28 protein-coding genes and 1 riboswitch are annotated in these 25405 nt (G+C 71.1%); of the genes, 18 read left to right on the plus strand and 10 right to left on the minus strand.

Going from position 1 to position 25405, the window contains the following annotated elements; translation table 11 throughout:
- Nucleotides 1–139 precede the first annotated feature (139 nt).
- Together ACIQOE_RS20040 and ACIQOE_RS20045 are read left to right on the plus strand one after the other, a co-directional pair.
- The gene (locus ACIQOE_RS20040; RefSeq protein WP_401412730.1) at nt 140–577 is read left to right on the plus strand and encodes a GntR family transcriptional regulator; all 438 of its coding nucleotides are present in this window, start codon (nt 140–142) and stop codon (nt 575–577) included.
- A gap of 1802 nt (nt 578–2379) precedes the next feature.
- On the plus strand, nt 2380–3354 hold the full coding sequence (locus tag ACIQOE_RS20045; protein WP_401412732.1) for a hypothetical protein: 975 nt from the start codon (nt 2380–2382) through the stop codon (nt 3352–3354).
- 119 nt (nt 3355–3473) lie between these two features.
- Here ACIQOE_RS20045 and ACIQOE_RS20050 read toward each other — a convergent pair whose 3' ends face one another.
- On the minus strand, nt 3474–3701 hold the full coding sequence (locus tag ACIQOE_RS20050) for a hypothetical protein (RefSeq protein ID WP_401412734.1): 228 nt from the start codon (nt 3699–3701) through the stop codon (nt 3474–3476).
- A gap of 769 nt (nt 3702–4470) precedes the next feature.
- Between ACIQOE_RS20050 and ACIQOE_RS20055 the strand changes: the two genes are divergently transcribed.
- Nucleotides 4471–5598 (plus strand): 8-amino-7-oxononanoate synthase, encoded by a 1128-nt coding sequence (locus ACIQOE_RS20055; RefSeq protein WP_365571185.1) that lies wholly within the window; start codon nt 4471–4473, stop codon nt 5596–5598.
- 59 nt (nt 5599–5657) lie between these two features.
- Here ACIQOE_RS20055 and ACIQOE_RS20060 read toward each other — a convergent pair whose 3' ends face one another.
- Together ACIQOE_RS20060 and ACIQOE_RS20065 are read right to left on the minus strand one after the other, a co-directional pair.
- Nucleotides 5658–5885 carry a DUF397 domain-containing protein gene (locus tag ACIQOE_RS20060; RefSeq protein ID WP_351326573.1) on the minus strand — a complete coding sequence of 76 codons (228 nt, stop codon included), beginning with the start codon at nt 5883–5885 and terminating at the stop codon, nt 5658–5660.
- A 9-nt stretch (nt 5886–5894) separates the two neighbouring features.
- Entirely contained in the window at nt 5895–6755 is an 861-nt protein-coding gene (locus tag ACIQOE_RS20065; protein WP_351326571.1) for a helix-turn-helix transcriptional regulator, read from the minus strand.
- A 212-nt stretch (nt 6756–6967) separates the two neighbouring features.
- Here ACIQOE_RS20065 and ACIQOE_RS20070 point away from each other — a divergent pair, with 212 nt between their 5' ends.
- Nucleotides 6968–7426 (plus strand): ATP-binding protein, encoded by a 459-nt coding sequence (locus ACIQOE_RS20070; protein WP_351326569.1) that lies wholly within the window; start codon nt 6968–6970, stop codon nt 7424–7426.
- 33 nt (nt 7427–7459) lie between these two features.
- Here the strand turns inward: ACIQOE_RS20070 and ACIQOE_RS20075 are convergent, their stop codons facing one another.
- From ACIQOE_RS20075 to ACIQOE_RS20085, 3 genes are all read right to left on the minus strand, one after another.
- Complete coding sequence (locus ACIQOE_RS20075; protein ID WP_351326567.1) at nt 7460–7933, minus strand: C40 family peptidase; 474 nt, start codon at nt 7931–7933, stop codon at nt 7460–7462.
- A 3-nt stretch (nt 7934–7936) separates the two neighbouring features.
- Nucleotides 7937–8150: riboswitch (cyclic di-AMP (ydaO/yuaA leader) on the minus strand.
- 331 nt (nt 8151–8481) lie between these two features.
- Complete coding sequence (locus tag ACIQOE_RS20080; protein ID WP_362642047.1) at nt 8482–8790, minus strand: hypothetical protein; 309 nt, start codon at nt 8788–8790, stop codon at nt 8482–8484.
- Between the two features lie 7 nt (nt 8791–8797).
- A complete protein-coding gene (locus ACIQOE_RS20085; RefSeq protein ID WP_365553718.1) occupies nt 8798–9430 on the minus strand; it encodes an ATP-dependent Clp protease proteolytic subunit in 633 nt (210 codons plus the stop codon).
- A gap of 151 nt (nt 9431–9581) precedes the next feature.
- Between ACIQOE_RS20085 and ACIQOE_RS20090 the strand changes: the two genes are divergently transcribed.
- From ACIQOE_RS20090 to ACIQOE_RS20125, 8 genes are all read left to right on the plus strand, one after another.
- Entirely contained in the window at nt 9582–9860 is a 279-nt protein-coding gene (locus tag ACIQOE_RS20090) for a type II toxin-antitoxin system Phd/YefM family antitoxin (RefSeq protein WP_351326561.1), read from the plus strand.
- Nucleotides 9861–10205: 345 nt separating this feature from the next.
- Nucleotides 10206–10508, plus strand: a complete 303-nt coding sequence (locus tag ACIQOE_RS20095; protein ID WP_351326560.1) for an urease subunit gamma — start codon at nt 10206–10208, stop codon at nt 10506–10508.
- An 11-nt stretch (nt 10509–10519) separates the two neighbouring features.
- The gene (locus ACIQOE_RS20100; protein WP_365553722.1) at nt 10520–10831 is read left to right on the plus strand and encodes an urease subunit beta; all 312 of its coding nucleotides are present in this window, start codon (nt 10520–10522) and stop codon (nt 10829–10831) included.
- Nucleotides 10824–12545, plus strand: a complete 1722-nt coding sequence (locus ACIQOE_RS20105; RefSeq protein WP_351326556.1) for an urease subunit alpha — start codon at nt 10824–10826, stop codon at nt 12543–12545. The genes ACIQOE_RS20100 and ACIQOE_RS20105 overlap by 8 nt, the downstream gene beginning before the upstream one ends.
- A 15-nt stretch (nt 12546–12560) precedes the next feature.
- Nucleotides 12561–13238, plus strand: a complete 678-nt coding sequence (locus tag ACIQOE_RS20110; RefSeq protein ID WP_365553727.1) for an urease accessory UreF family protein — start codon at nt 12561–12563, stop codon at nt 13236–13238.
- Nucleotides 13239–13293: 55 nt separating this feature from the next.
- Entirely contained in the window at nt 13294–13974 is a 681-nt protein-coding gene (gene ureG, locus ACIQOE_RS20115; protein ID WP_351326552.1) for an urease accessory protein UreG, read from the plus strand.
- On the plus strand, nt 13971–14732 hold the full coding sequence (locus ACIQOE_RS20120; protein ID WP_401413395.1) for an urease accessory protein UreD: 762 nt from the start codon (nt 13971–13973) through the stop codon (nt 14730–14732). The genes ureG and ACIQOE_RS20120 overlap by 4 nt, the downstream gene beginning before the upstream one ends.
- 201 nt (nt 14733–14933) lie before the next feature.
- Nucleotides 14934–16463, plus strand: coding sequence for an alpha/beta hydrolase (locus tag ACIQOE_RS20125; protein WP_401413397.1), 1530 nt, complete (start codon nt 14934–14936; stop codon nt 16461–16463).
- Between the two features lie 62 nt (nt 16464–16525).
- Here the strand turns inward: ACIQOE_RS20125 and ACIQOE_RS20130 are convergent, their stop codons facing one another.
- The gene (locus ACIQOE_RS20130) at nt 16526–17251 is read right to left on the minus strand and encodes a lysophospholipid acyltransferase family protein (RefSeq protein ID WP_351326548.1); all 726 of its coding nucleotides are present in this window, start codon (nt 17249–17251) and stop codon (nt 16526–16528) included.
- Nucleotides 17252–17402: 151 nt separating this feature from the next.
- On the opposite strand from ACIQOE_RS20130, the gene ACIQOE_RS20135 reads away from it, so the two are divergent.
- Nucleotides 17403–17813 (plus strand): DUF6153 family protein, encoded by a 411-nt coding sequence (locus tag ACIQOE_RS20135; RefSeq protein ID WP_351326547.1) that lies wholly within the window; start codon nt 17403–17405, stop codon nt 17811–17813.
- A gap of 80 nt (nt 17814–17893) precedes the next feature.
- A complete protein-coding gene (locus ACIQOE_RS20140) occupies nt 17894–18490 on the plus strand; it encodes a DUF305 domain-containing protein (protein ID WP_401412741.1) in 597 nt (198 codons plus the stop codon).
- A gap of 43 nt (nt 18491–18533) precedes the next feature.
- Here ACIQOE_RS20140 and rocD read toward each other — a convergent pair whose 3' ends face one another.
- The 3 genes from rocD to ACIQOE_RS20155 form a co-directional block, all read right to left on the minus strand.
- Entirely contained in the window at nt 18534–19754 is a 1221-nt protein-coding gene (gene rocD, locus ACIQOE_RS20145) for an ornithine--oxo-acid transaminase (protein WP_401412743.1), read from the minus strand.
- A gap of 20 nt (nt 19755–19774) precedes the next feature.
- Nucleotides 19775–20659 carry a dimethylargininase gene (ddaH, locus tag ACIQOE_RS20150; protein WP_351326541.1) on the minus strand — a complete coding sequence of 295 codons (885 nt, stop codon included), beginning with the start codon at nt 20657–20659 and terminating at the stop codon, nt 19775–19777.
- 68 nt (nt 20660–20727) lie between these two features.
- On the minus strand, nt 20728–21234 hold the full coding sequence (locus ACIQOE_RS20155; protein ID WP_351326539.1) for an Lrp/AsnC family transcriptional regulator: 507 nt from the start codon (nt 21232–21234) through the stop codon (nt 20728–20730).
- A 120-nt stretch (nt 21235–21354) separates the two neighbouring features.
- Here ACIQOE_RS20155 and ACIQOE_RS20160 point away from each other — a divergent pair, with 120 nt between their 5' ends.
- From ACIQOE_RS20160 to ACIQOE_RS20175, 4 genes are read left to right on the plus strand one after another with little or no spacing between them, the layout of a single operon-like run.
- On the plus strand, nt 21355–22104 hold the full coding sequence (locus ACIQOE_RS20160; RefSeq protein WP_351326537.1) for a LytTR family DNA-binding domain-containing protein: 750 nt from the start codon (nt 21355–21357) through the stop codon (nt 22102–22104).
- 2 nt (nt 22105–22106) lie between these two features.
- Nucleotides 22107–22466 carry a hypothetical protein gene (locus ACIQOE_RS20165; protein WP_351933315.1) on the plus strand — a complete coding sequence of 120 codons (360 nt, stop codon included), beginning with the start codon at nt 22107–22109 and terminating at the stop codon, nt 22464–22466.
- Between the two features lie 22 nt (nt 22467–22488).
- Entirely contained in the window at nt 22489–24201 is a 1713-nt protein-coding gene (locus tag ACIQOE_RS20170; protein ID WP_365553741.1) for a cation acetate symporter, read from the plus strand.
- Complete coding sequence (locus tag ACIQOE_RS20175; RefSeq protein ID WP_362642031.1) at nt 24198–25403, plus strand: histidine kinase; 1206 nt, start codon at nt 24198–24200, stop codon at nt 25401–25403. Before ACIQOE_RS20170 ends, ACIQOE_RS20175 begins: the two co-directional genes overlap by 4 nt.
- Nucleotides 25404–25405 lie beyond the last annotated feature (2 nt).

Below are 25405 nucleotides of genomic sequence, written 5' to 3' on the forward strand. Positions count from 1 at the left end.
GCTAACATCGGTCCATGGGCGCATTCAAGTCCATCCCTCCTAATTCCTTTCTAGTGGGTGGTGGGACGCGGGTAGTGTGGGGTCGGTTTCCCGGTTTGGACGGGCCGGATTTCGCTGATAGAAGGCGTGGAATGCGGGGGTGACCGGCGTGGTGGTGGGGCGGCGCGGGCGCAGGCCGGCGGGTAGCGGGGTGCAGTTGACGTTCGAGGTGATCGCCGAGGCCCTGCGGGAGCGGATCCGCTCGGGTGGGCTGCGGCCGGGGGACGCGTTGCCGACGCAGGCTGTGTTGATGCGGGAGTTCGGGGCGTCGAGCCTGACCGTGCAGAAGGCCATGGCCCTGTTGAAGCAGGACGGGTGGGCGGTCTCCCGCCCCGGCAAGGGCGCCTTCGTCGCCCACTACGACCACCCCGACGACGCTGATGAGCTCGACGGCCCGGAGGCGACCGCACCCGTCGGCGGGACGACGGCCCGCGTCGAGGTGTTGGAACGTGCGCTGGCCGAGGCCGCTCAGCAGATTGCCGACCTTCGTGGCCGCGTCGAGGCCCTGGAGTCAGGCGGCGGCGGGCGGGGCCACTGACCCGCCGTGCCGGGTGGCCCGGGGCTGCGTTCAGATTTTCTCTACGAGGTTCAAGGCGCCCCCCCGCCGAGGCTGGCCGCCATCGCCGACGAGCCCGCCGTTCAATCGGGAGGCCAGCTACGCCGCAGGTGGCGAGCCGCCCAGGCAGTCGGGGGTGATCCGGGGCTGCCGGAGCGGCAATCGCCCTGGTCGCCGGGCTGACCGTAACCGGGCTCTTGGCGGAGCAAGTTGTCGCCCGCGACCGTCCTACGGCCGGATCGCAGGCAAGGGCCGACCAGGGTGCCGCCCCTTCACGTCCGCCGCCGGGCTCACCGGGGGCGGTGGCCGACATCGCCTCCGGAGGGGAGCGAAGCTCCAGGCGCCCCACGATCAGCCGATCCCTCCCGCCCCGGCCCCGCGCCGCGAGACCGGAGCAGGCACCCACCCCGCCGCCCACCGGCCGAGGACTCCCTGGTTGCCGAGCCGCCGAGACCCCCGGGCCACCGAGGTCCCGAGCAGCCGAGTGGTCTAGACCCTTGACGGCAGTAGTGACGGCAACAACCACGACCAACCCTGGCCGAACCCGCACCTCAGCGGAACCGCCGAACATCGCTTGACCTGCGAAAAAGCAGGTAGAGAGGGGTCGCTTAGCGCACGTACTATGTACTGGCGGGGACCACGCTGGTCCTGGTGCATAACAGCTGTGGCGAAGAGGGAAATAAGGGTGGGGGGTTCTTCTCCAGGCTATTTGGAAGGGGATCGAAGGCTGCCGACACGGCCCGTGAGCCAAATGCGACAGTTGGCGATCTTCGCGGAATCGGACATGACAACGTCGATGCTGACGGGAATTGGCAGTCATATCCTCTCAAGGCTGGAATGGCGCGTTCGATGACCGACGAACAGCTCGTTAGGAGTACGACCCAGCCAACTGATGGCGAGTTTTCCCTCCTGCGATTCCACGCGGAAGACAACTACATGATTGAAGGTAATCACAGAATGGCTGAGCTGCTCAGGCGGGCAGCCAGCTCAGATTATCCTGGAATCACTTTCGACACGCCTATCTATATTCACCTCTGGCCGGGTGCAGGGTGATTGATGGGTTAGTTGCGATGAATTGAGTGGGAGGGGTGCGGCCTGCATCCCTCCCACTCGTACGCTATGAGTTGGACCTGAGAAGGATGGAGTAGCAGGTGAGGCGCATGGATGACTGGGGTGCTGGCTCGTTCTTGAAAAACACCGCAATGCTTGAGATTCGGGCGATGGCGCGGCGCCGGAAGCCTGTGGAATTTTGGCCGAACGACGACTATGTGGCTTGCATTGCGTGGCTTGCCGACCTTTGCCACAATATGCCGGACGCTTCTCTACGGCGCAGCGGATTTCGTGGCATGGTGCAGCGCTACAAGCATCGAAAGCGTCCTTTTAGGCACGCTTGGGCGGTGGCTGACTCAATGGGGCGAGAGTGGATCATTGGTCGACTGGCACGCGAGAGAATTGAATGGACTCCTCCGGTATTGGCGAAGTAAAAATCTGCAAATTGATGGTTTCGTCTTGATTGGTCTGCCGAACTTCTTTGTCGGACAACAAGATCGATTACGGGACAGCCTTTGGGAGCGCGACGAGGCCCCGCCGAATCTGCCGGGGTCTCGTCGCATCAGACGCATCCTCCCGTAGGGTTGAAGGATGAGCGGGTCCCTCGCTGTCAAGTCCGAGTCCCTGCCTAACGCCGAGTTGGCCTTCGCGGGCAAGTGGTACGGCATTCGCTGCGCTGCCGAACGGCGCTTCTGAGGCTGGTTCTGCGTCGGACGCTTCCGGAGAATGGTGTCGTGGAACGGCGGATCGACTTCTGGCGCGAGCGGCAGATGCTCTGTGGGCGCTGCGGTCATCGGTGGCGCGTCGATCTGGACTGGATCGATCGGTGGGAGCGGGCGGAAGAGACCTGCGCCGGCTGCGGCACGACCTGCGAGCACGAGGACTCGCCTCGGGTGACGCTCGACTTCGGCGACCCGGCGCTCGACGACGACAGGGTGGCGCAGTTTTTCTGGTACCACACGAGCACCCAGCCGGACTGGCCGACGCGGGACTTCGACCCGGCAGCCGTCTTGGCTCCCGAATTCCGCAGGATGATGGGTGGGGAGCATCGGGTTGCCGCGTGGGCCGCACGGCAGCGCGCGCATGCCCTCCACGTCGGTACGTACGAGGCTGCTGTCCACAACATGCTGAGAAGGATGCGCAACCAGGCCGAGCAGCGCAGCCAGTTCTTTTTGTATCGGGTCAGCCTGGAGCCATCCGTCGTGGTGCGGGCAGGGTGGCTCGTCGACCCCGGCAACTTCGTCGGCGATGTAGTGCTCGACGAGGTCTGCCCGCAGGGCGTCGATGTCGCCCGCTATCTGAACTATCACGAGGATCCGGGAGGGCTCTCGCTCGCACTGGGGAGGGACGCGATCGCCGGCGTTCAGCGAATCGCTGTTCCGCTCCCCGACACCTGGGATGGCGGCTGGGTGCGCGATGCCGCTGCGGCTCTCGAGGGCGTGAGCGGCAGCGTCGTCCCGGCGGCCGTCAAGCCGGACCGCTTCATGCGGCCGTCTTCGTCGCGAGCCGTCCTGGGCCGGGAACTCGGTACGTTCCTGGCCGGCAAGGTGCCGGTTAACCTCCGGGACCAGTTTGCATGGGCCGCTGCGTTCGTGGAGGGAGAGGATCCAGAGCAGTGGGCGCGACGGACCAGCGGCCTGTTCGTTCTGATTGACGATCCGACTCGCGTGCTCGCTGCGCTCGACCGGCAAGATCCCCGGGAGGTCTGAGAACGGTCTGTCCGCTCCTCAGGGGGGAGCCCGGAGGCCGTTGTCGGTCTTCCAGACCGGCGCCGCCCTGAGTCGGGAGAGCGAGAGCGGGGGCTTTGGGATTGGCTGCCGTCGCCGAGCTACCAGGTCGAGCTCTGCCTCCCGCCCGACCCGCAGTTTCCGCAGCCAACCGCTGATTGGAGGACCGTCTCGTAGACGGCCGGGAGTGCCGTCCGGGAGGTGCCGGCTACTTCCGCGGTCTGCCGCTCGCTGGCGTGATGCAGGAAGCCGCCCGCGATCTCCGCGAGGTTCGGGTGCGCTCGCAGCACCTGCAGCGCGGTGAGGACCTCGTAGGCATACTCGGGCATCTCCACGATTCTTGTGCTGGTGACGGAGGATGAGGCGCTGGCCCACATACGGCGGAATCTAGTCCAGGTGGGGGCCGATGCGTGTCCTGGGCGGCGCATTTACGGATCTCAGTGGTGTCGGGCTGGGGGTTTCGGCGATCAGCGGCGTTGTCGCGTCCGGCCCGGTGGCAGGAAAACACATCCTCATGGACACCACCGGAACTCGAAGATGTCTATGGCGGTACGCCGTTGGCAGAAGAGCAGCTCACGCTCAACTTCCGAGAAGCATCCTCCGCGGTGATCTACAGCGAGGACTCCGGGGACGACCGTCGGCCACTCCCAGTCGGCGAAGAGCACGACGACACAGATGGTCTGTGCTGACTTGGGCGCAGACACGGAAGCGCCCCGGTGAGCGTCAGGGCTCGTCCGGGCCTCGCAGGGTCACTGTTCGCAGGCTTGTGCCTCGCGGCCTGTACGGGCCGGTGCAGGACGGCCTTGATGGCTTCCCGGACGGTTGGCACGTTCCTGATGTGGGGCTGCTGGTGGTGCACCGGTTGTAGGCGATTTGCCTTGCGCTCGCGCAGTAGCAGCCACTGACCTCAAATCGGCGCCGCCTGAGCGCGCGGCTGGTCCGTGTTGTGGGAGACGATCTTCAGTCCAGGGCATGATATAGCCTCTGACCTGGACATTTTCCTTGCCTGCCAATACCGGCTGTGGGTATTGCCACACAGTGGGTGGCAGATCGTCCCGCTAGGGTCTGTTCACTGCCTACAAAATCACCGGAGGAGCCATGGCGTTCGGCTGGATCGACGAACAGGCGGAACTCCGCCGCCGCGCCGGACTGGTACGGACCCTGCGCCCCCGCCCCGCCGATTCCCCGCTGCTGGACCTGGCGAGCAACGACTACCTGGGCCTCGCCCACCACCCCGAGGTCACCGAGGGCGCGGCGGCGGCGGCCAGGACCTGGGGCGGCGGCTCCACCGGCTCCCGGCTGGTCACCGGCACCACCGAACTCCACACCGAGCTGGAGCGCGAGCTGGCCGATTTCTGCGGGTTCGAGGCGGCCCTGGTCTTCTCCTCCGGCTACGCCGCCAACCTCGCCGCCGTCACCACCCTCGGCCCGCACGGCTCCCTGATCGTCTCCGACGCGCTCAACCACGCCTCCCTGATCGACGGCTGCCGGCTGGCCCGGGGCACCACGCAGGTCGTCGGGCACGCGGCCCCGGACGCCGTCCGCAAGGCGCTCGGGACGCACGAGGGGCCCGCCGTCGTCGTCTGCGACACGGTGTTCTCGGTGGACGGCGACGCGGCGCCGCTGGCCGCGCTGGCCGAGGCGTGCCGGGAGCGCGGTGCCGGGCTGCTCGTGGACGACGCGCACGGGCTGGGCGTGCTCGGGGACGGCGGGCGGGGCGCGCCGCAGGCGGCCGGGCTGGCCGGCGCCGACGACGTGGTGGTCACGGTGACCCTGTCCAAGTCGCTGGGCAGCCAGGGCGGGGCCGTGCTCGGCCCGGCACGGGTCGTCGACCATCTGGTGAACGCGGCCCGGACCTTCATCTTCGACACCGGCCTGGCGCCGGCCGCGGCGGGCGCGGCGCTGGCGGCGCTGCGGCTGCTGCGCCGGGAGCCCGAACGCGCGGAGCGGGCCCGTGCGGTCGCCGCCGAACTGCACGCACGGCTGACCGCCGCGGGTCTGGAAGCGGTGCGTCCGGACGCCGCGGTGGTCTCCGTGCGGGCCCCGTCCCCGGAGGGGGCCGTGCGGTGGGCGGCCGCCTGCCGTGCGGCAGGCCTGGCCGTGGGCTGTTTCCGCCCGCCGTCCGTGCCGGACGGCGTGTCGCGGCTCAGGCTGACCGCCCGTGCGGACCTCTCCGGGGCCGAGATCGAACGCGCTGTACAGGTGATCGGTGAGACACGACCATGAGTCGGCGTGACACGGCCGGGTCCTGACCGAATGCGGATACGGAGTGGGTCACGTACCGATCAGCAGGTGAGCGCCGACACGAAACCCGCCCAGCTCCCGGGGGAGAAGAGCAGCGCGGGTCCGGCCGGGTCCTTGGAGTCGCGCACGGCGAGCAGTCCGGTCAGCCGACCGGAGCGCGGCCGTGCCGTCTCCACGCAGTTGTTCGCTCCGGTGCTGTAGCTGCTGCGCAGCCACCGCAGTCCGTGCAGATCGGCACTTGAAGGTACGTTCCGAGGCAGTGCAGTCATGGTGCCTCCTTACGCGCCGTCACCTATCCCGGCGATGTAATCCAACGAGTCCTCGGGCGAAAGGGCGTGGATCTGAAGGGTGTTGAAGGCCTCCGTGTAGGTCTGGAGGTCTTCTTTCCGTTCGAGGTAGAGGCTACTCGTCAACTGGTCGAGAACAACAACATCCAGATCAGAAGTGCTCGGAAATGAGAAGATTACGAAAGGGCCGGTGATGCCGATATGGGCTCCGGCCGAGAACGGCAGCACCTGGAGCCGTACTTGGGGCAACCGCGCCGCCTCCAGCAGCCGTTCCAGCTGTCTCGCCATCACGCCAGGACCGCCGACCTCCCGGCGCAGCACCGCCTCGTCCAGGACCGCGCTCAGCTCCAGCGGCGGACGGTTGCGCAGCACGTCCTGCCTGGCCAACCGCACTTCCACGAGGGCGTCCAGGGCCTCGTCGTCGAGCCCGTCCACGGCCGCCCTGGTCACGGCACGCGCGTACTCCGGGGTCTGCAGCAGCCCCGGCACGACCGAGGTCTCCAGCGTGCGCATCGCGCCGGCCTGCGACTCCAGACTGATGAAATCCCGGTAGGTGGGCGGCAGTACGCCGCGATAGGCGTGCCACCAGTGGTGCCGCCCCGCGGTGTCCTCCGACCCCGCCAACACCAGCAGCAACTCCCGCAGTTGCCCCTCGACCACGCCGTAGGCGTCCAGGAGTAACCGCACATCGGCCGGTTTCACACCGCTGGCGCCGGTCTCGATCCGGCTCACTTTCGACTGGTGCCAGCCCACCAGACGGGCGGCCTCGCCGCTCGTGAGGCCGGCACCGGTGCGCAGTGAGCGCAGCTCGGCACCCAGTTTCCGGCGGCGCACCGCGGGACCGTTCTGCATGGGCTACTCCTTACTCCTTCCGGGCCGCCCGAATACGCTCTGGGGTCGCAGAGTTCACCGCATCGAGCGACAGATATATGCATATCTTGGTGGATCGCTCCCCTGACCGTCCCGGCAATGGCAGTCTGGCGGAGAAGCACCAGTCCGGGACCGTACTCGAACCATCCGCACCGTGTCGGACCACGGTCCCGTGGGAAAGGGACGACGTCGCCATGGCAGACCACCTGGAAGCATCCATCACTCTGCCGAGCGATCCCGCCTCGGTCTCCGTGGCCCGCTCCTACGCGCTGGGCACCCTCGCGGAATGGGGTCTGCCGCCGGAGACGGAGACCGCGGACACCATCCGCCTCATCGTCTCCGAACTCGCCACCAACGCGGTCCAGCACACCTTCGGGCAGTCGCCGACCTTCACGCTGGACCTCGTCCTGGACCGGGACGAACAGCTGCGCATCGGCGTCACCGACAGCCATCCGCGCTTCCCGAAGAGACTCCCGGCCGCGGTCCAGCAGGACAACGGACGGGGCATGGTGATCATCCGCTGGCTCACCGCGGAGTGCGGCGGCAAGCTCCGGGTGCGCCCCACCCGGGAAGGCGGCAAGACCGTCTTCATCGAACTGCCCTGGACGGTCCCGGCCGGCACGGTCACCACGGCCGGCCGGCAGGAACCGTAGCCCCGAGTTCCCGCCGGCCGACCGCGGGCCGGGTCAGCTGACCCGGCCGTACCAGACGCTGCGCGTCCAGATCTTCTGCAGCTTCACCACGTCCCCGGTCTTCGGGGCGTGCCAGATCCGTCCCTTCCCGGCGTAGATGCCGACGTGGTACACGCTGGAACCCGAATGGAAGAAGACCAGGTCCCCGGCCTTGCGGCTGCCGGCCGAGATGTGACGGGTCCTGTTGTACTGCTGGGCCGCCGTACGCGGGAGCTTCTTGCCCGCCTTCTTGAACGAGTACAGCGTCAGCCCGGAGCAGTCGAACCGGTTCGGTCCGGTGGCACCCCAGCTGTAGGGCGACCCCTTCTTCGAGGCCGCTACCTGAAGAGCCCTGGTCGCTATCGTGGCGGCCGAGGCGTCCGCGGCGACGCCAGGGATCACGATGGAGCCGCCCACGGCGGCGATGGTGAGCGCCGAGGCCGTGCCGGCCCGTGCCATCAGCGACGGGACACGATTGAGCGCAGTCATGCGCAACCCTTCGTCAGCCGCCTGTGAAGGATGACCTGTCGGATTCGGGCTGGCGAAGTTGCCCGGCCGTGTCGCCACGGCTTCACCCCAAGGGCTGCGCGGCCCGGTCATGGTGCGACCGTGCCGGCGACCCGTCGTGCTCGGGTCCTCCACTCCTGCCGATCCACTTCCGTCGACCGGTCATCCGGGCGGCGGCAGGACTCGGCGTCCGCACGGATCGCCCCGCCGCTGTGGCGGGGGCTTGTCGTCAGACAGGGATCTTCACTTACGCGTGTCCGAAAATCCCAACGGAATCGGGGATTTGTGGGGTTACTCACCACCCACCCGTTCGGGTGGACAGGGGTGTGTTCGAATACCAGTCAACTGCCGTACGTAGCCCCGGACCTGCACCGAAGCCCTCCGAGAGCCCCTCCGTGCGCGCATCTTGAGCGGCCCCGGCGGTCAGGTAAAACCACGCCGCACTCGGCCGAACAGCCGTAACTCCACTGGGTCGTTTCAACTCGGCCCCGGCCGGAGGGCGGACGCGTCCCACCGGACGTCGGCGGGCATCACGGTACGCAGTCGGGCGGGAGTGCGACGCGCGCGGTCCGGCGCTCGCCGTCGAGCACCCGCAAGGCCCGTGCCAGCGTGTCCCCGTGGAGCTCCGTCTCGCCCCGCCGGTGCATCAGGGCGAGGGCGTCGCGCAGCTCGGCCGCCGCGCGCACCAGCGCCTGCGCGGCGCGCAGCCCGCGGTAGGTGTCCTCGTTCTGCGCCGGGTTGATACGGCCCAGCAGGTCGACCACGTCCAGGTACCGGTCGATCAGCTCGCCCTCGGCGCGGGTCAGCGCGGGCAGCGGCGGCAGTTCGGGAGGCGGCATCCCCCGCTCACCCCGCGTCCTGGCCGGGCGAGCGCCTGCGGCCGGGCACGATCCGGTCCACCAGCCCGTAGGCCAGCGCCTCCTGCGCGTCCAGCACCAGGTCCCGCTCCAGATCCCGGTGGACCCGGTCCGGTGTCCGTCCGGTGTGCCGGACGAGCATCTCCTCCAGGAGCGCGCGTGTCCGCTCCAACTCCGCCGCCCGGATGACCAGATCACTCGGCCGGCCCTGCACCGGTTCCGGCAGCGACGGCTGCTGGAGCACGACGCGCGCGCCCGGCAGCGCGTACCGCTTGCCCGGGGTGCCGGCCGCGAGCAGCACCGCGGCCGACGCCCCGGCCTGTCCCAGGCAGATCGTCTCCACGTCGCAGGTGACGTACTGGACGGTGTCGTAGATCGCGGTCATGGCGCTGAACGAGCCGCCGGGGGAGTTGATGTACAGCGAGATGTCCCGGTCCGGGGCCGCGTGTTCCAGGTACATGAACTGGGCCATGACGTCGTTGGCCGAGATCTCGTCGACGGGTGCGCCCAGAAGGACGATCCGTTCCTCCAGCAGCTTGGCGTACGGGTCCAGGGTGCGCTGCCCGGCGCCGGTGCGTTCGGTGAACTCGGGCAGGACGTGGCGGGCGGACGGTCGGGTCATGACGTACCCCTCCTCGCGGCTGAGCTGTCTCAGCGGCCGAAGTCTCGGTAAGAAACGTACAGGACGTACAGAACTCCGGGAGGGTGCCGGACCGGGATTCCGCTGTCGCCGAACAAGATGTGCCGCCCGGGGTCCGCCGTAAGCTGAGGGCATGTCCTACGAGATTCCGGTGACGCAAGCCAGGGCCGAGCTCGCCGACCTGATCAACCGGGTGGTGTACGGCGGTGAGCGCGTCGTCGTGACGCGGCACGGCAAGCCCCTGGTCGCGCTCGTCTCCGCCGCCGACCTCGAACGCCTCGAAGGGCTGCCGGAGGCCACCGAGGGCCAGGTCGCCAGCGCGGTCTCCACGGTCCGCGAGGCCGCCGCCGCCCGTCCGGAGCGCGGCCACTTCGGCATCGCGGCCGAACACCGGGGCGCCGCCGGTTCCTGAACCCCTGTCATGCCACCGGCCCTCGCGCGGAGTGTCCGCGCGAGGGCCGGCGCATGTGCGCACGGCGCCCGGCGCGGCGCGCTGTTCACCCGTACGGGCGCGAGGGCGGCGGTGAGAAGCGACAGGACCCGTTCGGCGCAGACCGCGCCCCGCGCCGGTGCGCACCCCCATGCGCCGGTCATCAGATGATCAAGGTCCGGTTAACGTCCTCGAAACTCCGGCAAACTAGCCTGCCGATCCACGCCACCAGGGGTTTTCCTGTCCGGATCGGGTCCGCCCGATCTGTCGCGGTGGCTGCGGCAACCGGACCCCGCACGGTCCGGAGCGAGGACTGTGAGGTGGGACGTGCAACTGACCCCGCACGAGCAAGAGAGGCTGCTGATCCACGTGGCGGCCGACGTGGCCGAGAAGCGCCGGGCCCGCGGACTGCGGCTGAACCACCCCGAGACGATCGCTCTCATCACGTCGCACATCCTCGAGGGCGCACGGGACGGCCGTACCGTCGCCGAACTCATGGCTTCCGGACGCAAGCTCCTGACCAGGGACGACGTCATGGACGGCATCCCCGAGATGATCCACGACGTCCAGGTCGAGGCGACCTTCCCGGACGGTACGAAGCTCGTCACCGTCCACGACCCGATCGTCTGAGGGGGCCGCCGATGATTCCCGGAGAGATCCTCTTCGCCGACGGGCCCATCGTGTACAACGAGGGCCGCGACGTCACCCGGATGACCGTCCTCAACACCGCCGACCGGCCCGTCCAGGTCGGCTCCCACTACCACTTCGCCGAGGCCAACCCCGGCCTGGAGTTCGACCGGAGCGCCGCGCGCGGAAAGCGGCTGAACATCGCCGCGGGCACCGCCGTCCGCTTCGAGCCCGGCATCCCCGTCGACGTCGGACTCGTTCCCCTCACCGGGGCCCGTGTCGTCCCCGGGCTGCGCGGGGAGACCGGAGGTGCCCTCGATGCCTGAGATCTCCCGCGCCGCCTACGCCGACCTGTTCGGACCGACCGCCGGCGACCGGATCCGGCTCGCCGACACCGACCTGGTCGTGGAGATCGAGGAGGACCGCTGCGGAGGGCCGGGGCTCGCCGGCGACGAGGCCGTCTTCGGCGGCGGCAAGGTCATCCGCGAGTCCATGGGCCAGTCGCGCGCCACCCGGGCGGACGGCACCCCCGACACGATCGTCACCGGAGCGGTGATCATCGACCACTGGGGCGTCGTCAAGGCCGACGTCGGCATCCGCGACGGCCGGATCACCGGCATCGGCAAGGCCGGCAACCCCGACACCATGGACGGGGTCCACCCGGAGCTGGTGATAGGCCCCGAGACGGAGGTCATCGCCGGCAACGGACGGATCCTGACCGCCGGCGGCATCGACGCGCACGTCCATTTCATCTGCCCGCAGATCGCCGACGAGGCGCTGGCCGCGGGAATCACCACGCTCGTCGGCGGCGGCACCGGCCCGGCCGAAGGGTCCAAGGCCACCACCGTGACCCCGGGGCCGTGGCACCTGGCCCGGATGCTGGAGGCGATGGAGCAGTACCCGCTCAACATCGGCTTCCTCGGCAAGGGCAACACCGTCTCGCACGAGGCGATGCTCTCCCAGATCCGCGGCGGGGCCCTCGGGCTGAAGCTGCACGAGGACTGGGGCTCCACCCCGGCCGTCATCGATGCGGCACTGACCGTCGCCGACCGCACCGGCATCCAGGTGGCCATCCACACCGACACCCTGAACGAGGCCGGGTTCGTCGGCGACACCCTCGCGGCGATCGGCGGACGCGGCATCCACGCGTACCACACCGAGGGCGCCGGGGGCGGGCACGCACCGGACATCATGACGGTCGTCTCCGAGCCGCACGTCCTGCCCAGCTCGACGAATCCGACCCGGCCGTACACCGTGAACACCGCCGAGGAACACCTCGACATGCTGATGGTGTGCCACCACCTCAATCCGGCGGTCCCGGAGGACCTGGCCTTCGCCGAGTCCCGGATCCGTCCCTCCACCATCGGCGCCGAGGACGTCCTGCACGACCTCGGCGCGATCTCCATCATCTCCTCCGACGCGCAGGCCATGGGGCGCGTCGGCGAGGTGATCCTGCGGACCTGGCAGACCGCGCACGTCATGAAGCGACGGCGCGGCGCGCTGGCGGGCGACGGACGGGCCGACAACCACCGGGTACGGCGCTACGTCGCCAAGTACACGATCAACCCGGCACTCGCCCAGGGGCTCGCCCGTGAGATCGGGTCCGTCGAGAGCGGCAAACTCGCCGACCTGGTGCTGTGGGAGCCCGCGTTCTTCGGGGTCAAGCCGCATCTCGTCCTCAAGGGCGGCCAGATCGCGTACGCGCAGATGGGCGACGCCAACGCCTCGATCCCGACACCCCAGCCGATCCTGCCGCGCCCCATGTACGGGGCGATCGGACGGGCACCGGCCGCCAACTCCTTCAACTTCGTCGCCCCGCTGGCCGTCGAGGACGGGCTGCCGGAACGGCTGCAGCTCGGCAAGCGGTTCGTCGCCATCGACTCGACGCGCGGGGTGACCAAGGCGGACATGCGCGAGAACGACGCGCGTCCGCAGGTGCGGGTCGACCCCGACAGCTTCGCCGTGTACGTCGACGGCGAGCTGGTCGAGGCGGCCCCGGCCGCCGAACTGCCCATGGCCCAGCGCTACTTCCTCTTCTGAGGGGCGGTGTCTGCGATGTCTCGGGCAGCGTTGCTGATTCTGGCCGACGGCCGCTTCCCGGCCGGAGGACACGCGCACTCCGGCGGTGCGGAGGCGGCCGTCAAGGCCGGGCGGATCACCGGAGCGGCGGGTCTGGAGGAGTTCTGCCGCGGGCGGCTGCACACCGCGGGGCTGGTGGCGGCCGCGCTCGCGGCGGCCGCCGTGCTCGGCTGCACGGTGGCGGAGCTGGACGCGGCGGCGGACGCGCGGACGCCGTCGCCCGCGCTCCGGAACGCCGCTCGCAGACTCGGACGGCAGCTGCTGCGGGCCGCCCGTGCCACCTGGCCGGCCGCCGAACTCGACGCCCTGGCCGCGGAGTTCCCCAAGGGGGCCCATCAGCCGGTGGTGCTGGGGACGGTGGCCGCCGCCGCCGGACTGTCGGCCGAGGACGCGGCCCACTGCGCCGCCTACGAGTCCGTGAGCGGACCGGCCACGGCGGTCGTACGGCTGCTGAGCCTGGACCCGTTCGAGGCCACCGGTGTGCTGGCCCGGCTGGCACCCGAGGTGGACCGGACGGTCGACCGGGCGGTGGAGGCCGCGCGCGCGGCGGCCGCGGGAGGCGGGACCGACGCACTGCCCGCCGCTTCCGCGCCGTTGCTGGAGATCGGCGCGGAGTGGCACGCCGCCTGGGCCGTACGGCTGTTCGCGTCGTAGTACCGCGGGCCGCCGGACGGGCCGTTGACAAGACCACTGTACAAGGGAGCCGTACATGCATCTCGACCACGATCACCACCACGGCCCCGCCGCCGTCGGCGCGGACGCCCGCCGTCCCGACGGATCACGGCGGGCCCTGCGGATCGGGCTCGGCGGGCCCGTGGGGTCCGGCAAGACCGCCACCGTCGCCGCCCTGTGCCGGGCCCTGCGCGACGAACTGTCGCTCGCCGTCGTCACCAACGACATCTACACCCGTGAGGACGCCGAGTTCCTGCTGCGGGAGGCGGTGCTGCCGCCCGAGCGGATCACCGCCGTCGAGACGGGCGCCTGCCCGCACACCGCCATCCGGGACGACATCTCCGCCAACCTCGAAGCGGTGGAAGACCTGGAGGACGAGACCGGGCCGCTCGACCTCGTCCTCGTCGAGTCCGGCGGGGACAACCTCACGGCCACCTTCTCCAAGGGGCTGGTGGACGCGCAGATCTTCGTGATCGACGTGGCCGGGGGCGACGACATCCCGCGCAAGGGCGGTCCCGGCGTCACCACCGCCGACCTGCTGATCGTCAACAAGACCGACCTGGCGCCGTACGTGGGGTCCGACCTGGCCCGGATGGCTGCCGACGCCAAGGCGCAGCGGGCCGAACTGCCGGTCGTCTTCCAGTCGTTGCGCGGCGAGACCGGTGTCGCCGACGTGGCCCGGTGGGTGCGGGAGCGGCTCGCCGCGTGGACGGCGTGACCGTCACCGGGGTGCGCGCGCGGGCGCGGATCGTCGCCCGGCCCGACGGCCGCGGCGGCACCGCCCTCCCCGTACTGGAGGGCGAGGGACCGCTCGCGCTGCGCCGGACCCGGTCGAGCGGCGCCGAGGCCCGGGTGATGGTCGTCGGCGCGATGAGCGGGCCGCTCGGCGGGGACCGGTTCGGCATCGACGCCCGGGTGGAGAATGGGGCCCGGCTGTCCGTGGGTTCGGCCGCGGCGACGATCGCCCTGCCGGGACAGCTGAAGGGCGAGGCCCGCTACGGCGTGCGGCTCGACGTCGCCGACGGTGCCGAACTGCGCTGGCTCCCGGAGCCGTTGATCTCGGCGAAGGGCAGCGACCTGCACGTCGGCACGCGGGTCGACGTCCACCCGTCCGGACGGCTGGTGCTGCGTGAGGAGCAGGTGCTCGGACGGGCGGGGGAGGAGCCGGGCCGGCTCACCAGCCGGCTCACCGTGCGTGTCGCCGGAAAGGCCGTGCTGGACCAGGAGTTGGCCTGCGGGCCCGGCGCGCCCGGCGGCTGGGACGGGCCGGCCGTCCTGGCGGGACACCGAGCCGTGGGACAACTGGTGATCGTACGGCCGGAGTTCGTGCGCGAGCCGGTGACGGCCCGGATGCTCGGGGAGAGCGCGGCACTCACTCCGCTGCCCGGGCCCGCGGCTCTGGTGACCGCGGTGGCCGGCGACGCGCTGCTGCTCCGGCGCCTATTGGACCAGGCACTGGAGCAGCTCGGCGCGTGATCCGCTCAGCAGGACGTGATCGTCCGGTTATCGGATTGGTAAAGACGGCTCTCACACCCTGTTCTCAGGTGGCGCACAGCCGGGAGGATCCCCCCTGACTATTCGTAACCACGTACGGGGAGGGCCCACTTGAGGGACAACTTCAGATCGAGGAGCCGGACACTCGCGTCCGGCGCGGCCGGCGTGCTCGTCACCGCGAGCATGATCACCGGTGCGCTCGCGGCCCCCGCGTCCGGTGCCGAGACCCGGCACGGACAGGACCGCGAGCAGTGGGGCGCGGCCGTCGCCGCCGCACATGCCGCCAAGGCCGGGATCGACTGGGCCGACTGCCCGACCGACTGGGCCCTGACGAAGCCGGTCCAGTGCGGCTGGGTCAGCGTCCCGCTCGACTACGCCAAGCCCTACGGCAAGCAGATCAAGCTGGCCGTCGACCGGATAGGCAACACCGGGACGAAGGCGGAGCGCCAGGGCGCGCTCGTCTACAACCCCGGCGGCCCGGGCGGCTCGGGCATGCGCTTCCCGCTGCGCGTCACCACCAAGAACCCGCTGTGGGTCAACACCTCCAAGGCCTACGACTTCGTGGGCTTCGACCCGCGCGGCGTCGGCCACTCGGCCCCCATCTCCTGCATCGACCCGCAGGAGTTCGTGAAGGCGCCCAAGGCCGACCCGGTGCCGGACACCGAGGCCGACAAGACCGCCCAGCGCAAGCTCGCCCGCGAGTACGCGGACGGCTGCGCCGAGCGCACCGGCCGGGCGATGCTCCAGCAGATGACCACCGCCAACACCGCCCGTGACCTGGACGTCATCCGGGCCGCGCTCGGCGAGAAGAAGCTCAACTACCTCGGCGTCTCCTACGGCACCTACCTCGGCGCCGTGTACGGGACGCTGTTCCCGGGCCACGTCCGCCGGATGATCGTGGACAGCGTCGTCGACCCGGCGCGCGAGAAGATCTGGTACCAGGCCAACCTGGACCAGGACATCGCCTTCGAGGGCCGCTGGAAGGACTGGGAGGACTGGGTCGCCGCGCACGACGCCTCCTTCCACCTGGGCACCACCCGGGCCGCCGTCCAGGCGAAGTGGCTGCAACTGCGCGCCACCGCCAAGGCGCACCCGATCGGCGGGGTCGTCGGACCGGCCGAGCTGATCGGCTTCTTCCAGAGCGCGCCGTACTACGACTCCTCCTGGGTCCCGGTCGCGACCGTGTTCGCCAAGTACGTCGCGGGCGACACCCAGGCGCTGGTCGACGCCGCGGCGCCGGACCTGACCGACACCGCGGGCAACATCTCCTCGGAGAACGGCAACGCCGTCTACACGGCCGTCGAGTGCACCGACGCCCAGTGGCCCACCAGTTGGAAGAAGTGGGACCGCGACAACACCGCGCTCAACAAGCAGTACCCGTTCATGACCTGGGCCAACGCATGGCTGAACCTGCCCTGCGCCACCTGGCCGGTCAAGCAGCGGACCCCGGTGCACGTCACCACCCACAAGGGTCTGCCGCCGGTGCTGATCGTGCAGTCCACCCGTGACGCCGCCACCCCGTACCCGGGCGCCGTCGAACTGCACAAGCGCTTCAAGGGCTCGCGCCTGATCACCGAGCAGGGCGCCGGCTCGCACGGGGTGACCGGCCTGGTCAACCCGTGCATCAACAGCCGTGTCGACACCTACCTGCTGACCGGGAAGGTGGACCGCGCGGACGTCACCTGCACGCCGCACGCCACGCCGCAGCCGTAACCGGCCGAGAACGGCGAAGAGGGGCGGCGGGAACACTCCCGCCGCCCCTGTGCCGTGCCGGGTCAACTCAGCGGCGCCCGCGGGAACCTGCGCTCCTTGGTGCCCTGCGCGGCCGTCTGCCCGGCCTTGACCACGGCCGCGTACTCGTCGACGTACTCCTGCTCCGACAGGCTCATGATGGCGTACATGATCTCGTCGGTGACCGCGCGCAGGACGGCCTTCTCGTTCTCCATCCCGGCGTAGCGGGAGAACTCCAGGGGTTCGCCGAACCGGATCACCACGGGGTGGATGTGCGGGACGACCTTCCCGGGCGGCTGCGCCTCGAAGGTGCCGATCATCGCGCAGGGGACCACCGGCACCCCGGCCCGCAGCGCCATCACCGCCACTCCGACCTTGCCCTTGTAGAGCCGCCCGTCGTGCGAGCGCGTCCCCTCCGGATAGATGCCGAGCAGCTCGTCCCTGCCCAGCACCCCGAGCCCCTCCCGGATCGCCGCCTGCCCGGCCTCCTTGCCCGACCGGTCCACCGGGATCTGCCCGGCGCTGCGGAAGAAGAACGCGGTCAGCCTGCCCCGTACGCCCGGACCGGTGAAGTACTCGGCCTTGGCGAGGAAGGTGATCCGCCGCTTCAGGACGGCCGGCATCAGGAAGTGGTCCGCGAACGAGAGATGGTTGCCGGCGACGATCGCCGGACCCGAATCGGGCACGTGTTCCAGCCCCTCGATCCGGGGCCGGAACGCCAGCCGGAGCAGCGGCCCCAGGAAGACGTACTTGAGCAGGTGGTAGAACATGGCTCGCCCTTCGCTCCAACAGGTCGTACCCAAGCCGAAGTCTGCCGGGCCCGGTATGAATAGCACAGCCGTCGTACCGTGCCGGTCCCGTGACCGCGCGGGTGACGTGTCCGCTCCGGTCGGTTCCCGGACCGCGCATAGGATGATCCCGATGCGTCCCACCGAGCAGCCCGCCCCGCTCCCGCCGCACCGGCGGTGGCGAGCCCTGCTCGTGCTGGGCCTGATGGCCGGTCTGCTCGCCATGCACGCGCTGGCACCCGGCGGCGGCCTGGGCCCCGGCGGGCACCGCGGCCACGACCGGGTCATGGAGACGGCCGCGACCCTCACCGCCCCTGACGACTGCTCCGGCGACGACGGCCGCCACGGCGGCGACCACACCCACCACGCCGACGCGACCTGCGCCTCGGCCGCGGTGACCGGCGGACCGGCGCTTCCCGCCCCGGCCCCGGACCCGGTGTCCTGCCCCACGGCCGCCCGGTCGGCCGGTTCCCGCCCGGCCACGCCGCCGGACGGCGCCCGCGCACCCCCCGATCTGGCCGAACTCCAGCTCCTGCGGATCTAGAGGTACCCGAGCCGGCCGTGGCGCACCGCGCCGCGCCGTGCTCCCGCGTGCCCTTTCCCACCCATCGCAGGAGACCGACCATGACCACCACCCGTACCCGCGCCGCGCTCGGCGCACTGGCCGCGATCGCCGCCCTCGCCCTCACCGCGTGCGGCGGCGGCGACGGCGCCGCGGCCCCGCACGGCGGCGGCGCCGTCGACACGCACAACGCGCAGGACGTGACCTTCGCGCAGCGCATGATCCCGCACCACCGGCAGGCCCTGGAGATGGCGGAACTCGCCGCGGGCCGGGCCTCGTCGCCGCGGGTCAAGAACCTCGCCGCACGCATCGAGAAGGCCCAGGACCCGGAGATCGACACCATGTCCGGCTGGCTGAAGGCCTGGGGCGAGGACGTGCCCATGGCGGGCATGGACCACGGCGGCCACAGCGGGACGGCCGGCGCGATGACCGGAATGATGGACGACGCGGACATGACCGCGCTGAAGAAGGCCGAAGGGCCGGACTTCGACACGAAGTTCCTGACCATGATGGCCGAACACCACCGGGGCGCCGTCGAGATGGCCGCCACCGAACGGTCCGCCGGCGCGTACCGGCCGGCCACCGCTCTGGCCCGTGCCATCGCCACCGGCCAGAACGCCGAGATCAAGGAGATGAACCGGCTCCTCGGCAAGGGCTGACCGGGCGGGGTGCGGCCGCGCCCGACGGCGCGGCCGCACCGGCTCAGGCCGCCAGCACCTTCTCCAGAGCGCCGAGCGCCGACCGCAGTTCGTCCGCGGTGACGGTCAGCGGCGGAGCCAGCCGGATCGTCGACCCGTGCGTGTCCTTGACCAGGACGCCCTCGCGCATCAGGCGTTCGCTGATCTCGCGCCCGGTGCCGATCGCCGGGTCCACGTCGACGCCCGCCCACAGCCCGCGGGAGCGGAACCCGACCACGCCCTTGCCGGTCAGCTCCGTCAGGCCGTCCCGCAACACCACGCCCAACTCGGCCGCCCTGCGCTGGAATTCACCGCCCTCCAGCAACTCGACCACGGCCGTGCCGACCGCGGCGGCGAGCGGGTTGCCGCCGAACGTCGAGCCGTGCTCGCCCGGCCGCAGCACACTCATCACCTCGCGCCTGGCCACCACCGCCGACACCGGCACGATCCCGCCGCCCAGCGCCTTGCCGAGCAGCACCACGTCCGGGACGACGCCCTCGTGGTCGACGGCGAGGGTGCGGCCGGTACGGCCGAGGCCGGACTGGATCTCGTCGGCCACGAACAGGCAGCCGGCCCGCCGGGTCAGCTCCCGGACCCCGGTCAGGTAGCCGTCGTCGGGGATCACGACCCCGGCCTCGCCCTGGATCGGCTCGATCAGCACGGCGGCCGTCGTCTCGTCGACCGCCGCCTCCAGCGCGGCCAGGTCGTTGTACGGCACGATCCGGAAGCCCGGCGTGAACGGGCCGAAGCCCGCACGGGCGGTCTCGTCGGTGGAGAAGCTGACGATCGTCGTCGTACGGCCGTGGAAGTTGTCCGCCGCGACCACGATCGTGGCCCGGTCGGCCGGGACGCCCTTCACGTCGTAGGCCCACTTGCGGGCCACCTTGATGCCGCTCTCCACCGCCTCGGCGCCGGTGTTCATCGGCAGCACCATGTCCATGCCGGTCAGCGCGGCCAGCCGCTCCGCGAACCCGGCGAGCCGGTCGTTGTGGAAGGCCCGGGAAGTGAGGGTCAGTCGGTCCAGCTGGCGGTGCGCGGCCTCGATCAGCGCCGGGTGGCGGTGGCCGAAGTTGAGCGCCGAGTAGCCGGCCAGCATGTCGAGGTAGCGGCGGCCCTCGACGTCCTGGACCCAGGCGCCCTCGGCGTGCGCGACGACCACGGGCAGCGGGTGGTAGTTGTGCGCGAGGACCGGCTCCTCGGCCTCGATCAGCTCGGCGGAGGTACGGGCGTGGGCGGGTGCGGTCATCGATTGACTCTCCTCGGACCTCAGCGGATTTCCTGGGTGCAGCACTTGATGCCGCCGCCTGCCTTGTGGAACTCCGACAGGTCGACGGGGACCGGTTCGTAGCCCTGGTCGGCGAGCCGGGAGGCGAGCACCTCGGCCTGCGGCGCGATGAAGACCCGGTGGCCGTCGGAGACGGAGTTCAGTCCCCAGGCCATGGCGTCGTCGCGGGTGGCGAGGACCGCGTCCGGGTAGAGCCTGCCGAGCACCTCGCGGCTGCCGCTGGAAAAGGCCTCGGGGTAGTAGCAGACGTTCTCGTCGTCCAGCACGAACAGCGCGGTGTCCAGGTGGTAGAAGTACGGGTCCACCAGGGTCAGGCTGATCACCGGGTGGCCGAAGAACTCCTGCGCCTCGCGGTGCGCCTCCCGGGTGGTGCGGAAGCCGGTGCCGGCGAGCAGGTAGCGGCCCGTCCACACCAGGTCGCCCTCGCCCTCCACCACCGAGCCGGGCCGGTACACGTCGTAGCCGGCGGTCTTGAACCAGAGGTCGTAGTGGGAGGACTCGGGACGCCGCTCGGGCGCGTGGAACAGCGAGCCGAAGACCCGGCCGCCGACGACGACCGCGGAGTTCGCGGCGAAGACCATGTCGGGCAGGCCGGCGACCGGCTCCAGGTGGTCGACCGTGTGGCCGTGGGCGCGGTAGGCGCCGATGAGGGCGGTCCACTGCTCATGGGCGAGGTCGACGTCGACCCTGGTGTCGGGGTTCATCCAGGGGTTGATCGCGTACTGCACGGCGAAGTGTCTGGGTTCGCAGACGAGGAAGCGCCGGACGCGCGGCACACGGGTTTCGGCCACAGAGGTGTTCCTCCGCTTTCGTGCGGTGTCGACGAGGGTGACACCACGGTAGAAAGCGTCGGATACGGTGGACAAGCAATGGATGTTGCGTGTCCGCGCAGGAACGCTGCGTCTTCGATCATACGGACGCAGCATCGATGCGTTTATCCGGCTCCGCCCCCGGGCGCCTGGGGCGCCGCGTGGGTCGCGCCCGCCTCCGGGCTCTCCGGGAGCAGGTGCGACAGCACCATCACACTGATCGTCTTCCGGATGAACGGCTCCACCCGGATGCGCTCCAGCACCTCCTCGAAATGGTCCACGTCCCGGGCGCGGACGTGCAGCAGGGCGTCCGCGCCGCCGGTCACCGTCATGGCCGCGGTGATCTCCGGATGGTTGCGGACCACCTCCGCGAGCCGCCGGGGCGGAGCCGCGCCCTCGCAGTACACCTCGACGTACGCCTCGGTGCGCCAGCCGAGCGCCGCCGGCGTCACGGTGGCCGTGAAGCCCGTGATCACGCCGGTCTCGCGCAGCCGGTCGACCCGCCGCTTCACGGCCGTCGCGGAGAGCCCGACGGCCGCGCCGATCTCGGCGAAGCTGGTCCGCGCGTTCGCCATCAGCGCGGTGGTGATCTTCCGGTCGAGATCGTCGAAGGGGGCGGTGCCGCTGTTCATGTCCGCACTGTATCCACGGCCCGCAGCACTTCAGGAGCGCCACATCCGGCGGTCCCCGGGACGCGGACGGCCGCGTCCCGTACATGTCCAGGGCCCCGGTCCGCCGCCTACACTCCGTTCATGCTGCGCGCCCTCGCCGTCGACGACGAACGCCCCTCGCTGGAGGAACTCCTCTACCTCCTGAACGCCGATCCGCGCATCGGCAGCGTCGAGGGCGCGGGCGACGCCACCGAGGCGCTGCGCCGCATCACCCGCGCCCTGGAGTCCGGGCCGCACGGTCCCGAGGCCGTCGACGTGGTCTTCCTGGACGTCCAGATGCCCGGTCTGGACGGACTGGAGATGGCCCGGCTGCTCACCGGCTTCGCGCGGCCCCCGCTGGTCGTGTTCGTCACCGCCCACGAGGACTTCGCGGTGCGGGCCTTCGACCTCAAGGCGGTCGACTACGTCCTGAAACCGGTGCGCAAGGAACGCCTGGCGGAGGCGGTACGACGGGTCGCCGAACTGCGCGGTGCCGCACCGCGGATACCCGTGCACGAACCCGACCCGGACCAGCTGCCCGTCGAACTCGGCGGCGTCACACGGTTCGTGGCCGTCGACGACATCACCCACGTCGAGGCCCAGGGCGACTACGCCCGCCTGCACACCGAGCGCGGCAGCCACCTCGTGCGCATCCCGCTCTCCACCCTGGAGGACCGCTGGCGCTCCCGCGGCTTCGTCCGCATCCACCGCCGCCACCTGGTCGCCCTCCGGCACATCGGCGAACTCCGCCTGGACGCCGGCACCGTGAGCGTCCTGGTCGGCGGCGAGGAACTCCAGGTCAGCCGCCGCCACACCCGCGAACTGCGGGACCTGCTGATGAGGAGGGTCTGACGGTGCCCGCCGACCCCGCCGAACGCCGGGTCACCGTCACCGGCCCGCCCCGCCGCAGCCGCCGCAGCCCCGGCTACTACCGGCCGCGCACCGAGATCGACGAACAGACCACCCTTGGCCACACCTACGTCCGCTCCCTCATGCGCTCCCAACTCCGGGTCGCCCTGGTCGTGTTCGCGGTCCTCGTCCTGCTCGTCGGCCCGCTCCCGCTGGTCTTCGCGGCCGCACCGCAGGCCCGCCGCCTGGAGTGGCTGGTGCTCGGCTTCTGCCTGTACGCCCCGCTGATCCTGCTGGCCCGCTGGTACGTGCGGCGCGCCGAACGCAACGAGGAGGACTTCGTCCGCCTCGTCGAGGACCGATGAACCCCCGCCCCGGCGAGGCCGGATGAACTCCGGCTACGCCGTCCCGGCCGTCGCCCTCGTGGTCGTCGCGACCGTCCTGGTCGGCGCCTTCGGCCTGCGCATATCCCGGACCACGTCCGACTTCTACGTCGCCTCCCGCACCGTCGGACCCCGCCTCAACGCGGCCGCGATCAGCGGCGAGTACCTCTCCGCCGCCTCCTTCCTCGGCATCGCGGGACTCGTCCTGGTGCAGGGCCCGGACATGCTCTGGTACCCGGTCGGCTACACCGCCGGCTATCTGGTCCTGCTGCTCTTCGTCGCCGCCCCGCTGCGCCGCTCCGGCGCCTACACCCTGCCCGACTTCGCCGAGGCCCGGCTCGCCTCGCAGCCGGTCAGGCGGCTGGCCGGAGCCTTCGTCGTCGGCGTCGGCTGGCTCTACCTGCTGCCCCAGCTCCAGGGCGCCGGACTGACTCTCGCGGTCCTCACCGGCGCCCCGGACGCACTGGGCGGACTGATCGTGGCCGTCGTCGTGGTCGCCACCGTCGCCGCCGGCGGCATGCGCAGCATCACCTTCGTGCAGGCCTTCCAGTACTGGCTGAAACTCACCGCCCTGCTGGTCCCGGCGCTCTTCCTGGTCCTCGCCTGGCAGGACGCCGGCGCCCCCACCCACGCCTTCGACGAACCGGCCGCCTTCCGCGACCAGCGCACCGTCGCCGTCCAGAACACCCTCGACCTCAAACTCGACCGGCCCCTGACCGTCACGGTCACCGGCACCGTCGACGGCCACCCGCACCGGGACGCCCCGGTCACCCTCCCCGAGGGCACCCACCGCATCACCGCCGGCACCCGGCTGACCTTCGCCCAGGGCACCCGGGTCCCCGCCACCGACCGGGGCACCAACGGAGGCATGTCCACCTCGCTCGCCGAGAGCCGCGAGGAACGCCCGCTGTACGCCACGTACGGGCTGATCCTCGCCACCTTCCTCGGCACCATGGGGCTGCCGCACGTCGTCGTCCGCTTCTACACCAGCCCGCACGGCGTCGCCGCCCGCCGCACCACGGTCGCCGTGCTCGCCCTGATCGGCCTCTTCTACCTGCTGCCGCCCGTCTACGGCGCCCTCGGCCGGCTCTACACCCCCGAACTCACCCTCACCGGCAACGCCGACGCGGCCGTGCTGTTACTGCCCGGCAGGGTCGTCGGCGGCCTCGGCGGCGACCTCCTGGGCGCGCTGGTGGCGGGCGGCGCCTTCGCCGCGTTCCTGTCCACCGCCTCCGGACTGACCATGGCGGTCGCCGGCGTCCTCACCCAGGACGTCCTGCCGTCGCGCGGCGTACGGCACTTCCGGCTCGGGACCGTGCTGGCCATGGCGGTGCCGCTGGCCGCCAGCGTGCTCGTCGGCGGGCTGCCGGCCGCGGACGCCGTGGGGCTGGCCTTCGCGGTGTCCGCCTCCTCCTTCTGCCCGCTGCTGGTCCTCGGCATCTGGTGGCGGCGCCTGACCCCGCCAGGCGCCGCCGCCGGGATGCTGGTCGGGGGCGGCTCGGCGTTCTGCGCGGTGGCCGCGACGATGGCGGACTTCCCGGGCGCCGGGAACCTGCACGCCCTGCTCGCCTGGCCCGCCCTGTGGTCGGTGCCGCTCGGCTTCCTCACCATGATCCTGGTGTCGCTGGCGACGCCGGGCCGGGTCCCGCCGGGCACGGCCGCGATCCTGGCCCGCTTCCACCTCCCCGAGGAACTGCGCGCGGAGGTGAAGGCGTGACCGGGTTCCTGGCCGGCCTCCTGGTGGCCGTGCTCCCGCTGCTGGCCGCCGGCTTCTGGCTGGGCCGGCGCACCGCCCGCCCCGAGAGCCTCGGCGGCCTCGGCACCCCCGTCGAGCACGCCACCTTCGAGACCCTGCACACCGCCTCCCTGGCCGCGCCCCCGCTGCGCGCGGGCCTGACCGAGGAGACCGCCCGCCGCTCCGCCCGCCGGCTGCGCACCCTGCTCGGCACCGACGCCCTCTGCCTCACCGACCACGAGCGCCTGCTGGTCTGGGACGGCGTCGGCGACCACCACCGCGCCGAGATCACCGAACGCCTCTTCGGACCACTGGAGTCCGGCCGCGGCGAGGCCTTCCGCCTGCACTGCGAGTATCCCGACTGCCCCGTCCGCTGGGCGGTGGTCGCGCCCCTCACCGTCGACGACCGCGTCCACGGCGCCCTGATCGCCTGCGCCCCGCGCGAGTCCGCCGTACTGGTCCGCGCCGCGGGCGAGGTCGCCCGCTGGGTGAGCGTCCAGCTGGAACTGGCCGACCTGGACCGCTCCCGGACCCGGCTCATCGAGGCCGAGATCCGCGCCCTGCGCGCCCAGATCTCCCCGCACTTCATCTTCAACTCGCTCGCGGTGATCGCCTCGTTCGTGCGCACCGACCCCGAGCGGGCCCGGGAGCTCCTGCTGGAGTTCGCCGACTTCACCCGCTACTCGTTCCGCAGGCACGGCGACTTCACCACGCTCGCCGACGAGCTGCACGCCATCGACCACTACCTGGCGCTGGTCCGGGCCCGCTTCGGCGACCGCCTCGCCGTCACCCTCCAGATCGCCCCCGAGGTGCTCCCGGTCACCCTGCCCTTCCTCTGCCTGCAGCCCCTGGTCGAGAACGCCGTCAAACACGGCCTGGAGGGCAAGACCGGGACCTGCCGCATCCAGATCACCGCGCAGGACGAGGGCGCCGAGGCCCTGGTCGTCATCGAGGACGACGGCGCCGGCATGGACCCCGGTCTGCTGCGCCGCATCCTCGCAGGCGAGACCAGTCCGTCCGGCGGCATCGGGCTGTCCAACGTCGACGACCGGCTCCGCCAGGTCTACGGCGACGACCACGGCCTGGTCATCGAGACCGCGCCCGGCGCGGGCATGCGGATCACCGCACGGCTGCCCAAGTACCAGCCCGGCGTGCACCCGGCGGCCCGCCTCACCCCGGAGTGAGC

This window comes from Streptomyces sp. NPDC091282 (assembly GCF_044757385.1).
Lineage (GTDB): Bacteria > Actinomycetota > Actinomycetes > Streptomycetales > Streptomycetaceae > Streptomyces > Streptomyces gramineus.

Coding starts and splice junctions, on each gene's coding strand:
- ACIQOE_RS20070 (WP_351326569.1), top strand. CDS start 6,968: ATGGCAGACCACCTGGAAGCATCCATCACTCTGCCGAGCGATCCCGCC.
- ACIQOE_RS20100 (WP_365553722.1), top strand. CDS start 10,520: ATGATTCCCGGAGAGATCCTCTTCGCCGACGGGCCCATCGTGTACAAC.
- ACIQOE_RS20105 (WP_351326556.1), top strand. CDS start 10,824: ATGCCTGAGATCTCCCGCGCCGCCTACGCCGACCTGTTCGGACCGACC.
- ACIQOE_RS20110 (WP_365553727.1), top strand. CDS start 12,561: ATGTCTCGGGCAGCGTTGCTGATTCTGGCCGACGGCCGCTTCCCGGCC.
- ACIQOE_RS20055 (WP_365571185.1), top strand. CDS start 4,471: ATGGCGTTCGGCTGGATCGACGAACAGGCGGAACTCCGCCGCCGCGCC.
- ACIQOE_RS20130 (WP_351326548.1), bottom strand. CDS start 17,251: ATGTTCTACCACCTGCTCAAGTACGTCTTCCTGGGGCCGCTGCTCCGG.
- ACIQOE_RS20080 (WP_362642047.1), bottom strand. CDS start 8,790: ATGCCGCCTCCCGAACTGCCGCCGCTGCCCGCGCTGACCCGCGCCGAG.
- ACIQOE_RS20170 (WP_365553741.1), top strand. CDS start 22,489: ATGAACTCCGGCTACGCCGTCCCGGCCGTCGCCCTCGTGGTCGTCGCG.
- ACIQOE_RS20155 (WP_351326539.1), bottom strand. CDS start 21,234: ATGAACAGCGGCACCGCCCCCTTCGACGATCTCGACCGGAAGATCACC.
- ACIQOE_RS20075 (WP_351326567.1), bottom strand. CDS start 7,933: ATGACTGCGCTCAATCGTGTCCCGTCGCTGATGGCACGGGCCGGCACG.
- ACIQOE_RS20090 (WP_351326561.1), top strand. CDS start 9,582: ATGTCCTACGAGATTCCGGTGACGCAAGCCAGGGCCGAGCTCGCCGAC.
- rocD (WP_401412743.1), bottom strand. CDS start 19,754: ATGACCGCACCCGCCCACGCCCGTACCTCCGCCGAGCTGATCGAGGCC.
- ACIQOE_RS20125 (WP_401413397.1), top strand. CDS start 14,934: ATGATCACCGGTGCGCTCGCGGCCCCCGCGTCCGGTGCCGAGACCCGG.
- ACIQOE_RS20060 (WP_351326573.1), bottom strand. CDS start 5,885: ATGACTGCACTGCCTCGGAACGTACCTTCAAGTGCCGATCTGCACGGA.
- ACIQOE_RS20065 (WP_351326571.1), bottom strand. CDS start 6,755: ATGCAGAACGGTCCCGCGGTGCGCCGCCGGAAACTGGGTGCCGAGCTG.
- ACIQOE_RS20135 (WP_351326547.1), top strand. CDS start 17,403: ATGCGTCCCACCGAGCAGCCCGCCCCGCTCCCGCCGCACCGGCGGTGG.
- ACIQOE_RS20085 (WP_365553718.1), bottom strand. CDS start 9,430: ATGACCCGACCGTCCGCCCGCCACGTCCTGCCCGAGTTCACCGAACGC.
- ureG (WP_351326552.1), top strand. CDS start 13,294: ATGCATCTCGACCACGATCACCACCACGGCCCCGCCGCCGTCGGCGCG.
- ACIQOE_RS20050 (WP_401412734.1), bottom strand. CDS start 3,701: ATGCCCGAGTATGCCTACGAGGTCCTCACCGCGCTGCAGGTGCTGCGA.
- ACIQOE_RS20140 (WP_401412741.1), top strand. CDS start 17,894: ATGACCACCACCCGTACCCGCGCCGCGCTCGGCGCACTGGCCGCGATC.
- ACIQOE_RS20160 (WP_351326537.1), top strand. CDS start 21,355: ATGCTGCGCGCCCTCGCCGTCGACGACGAACGCCCCTCGCTGGAGGAA.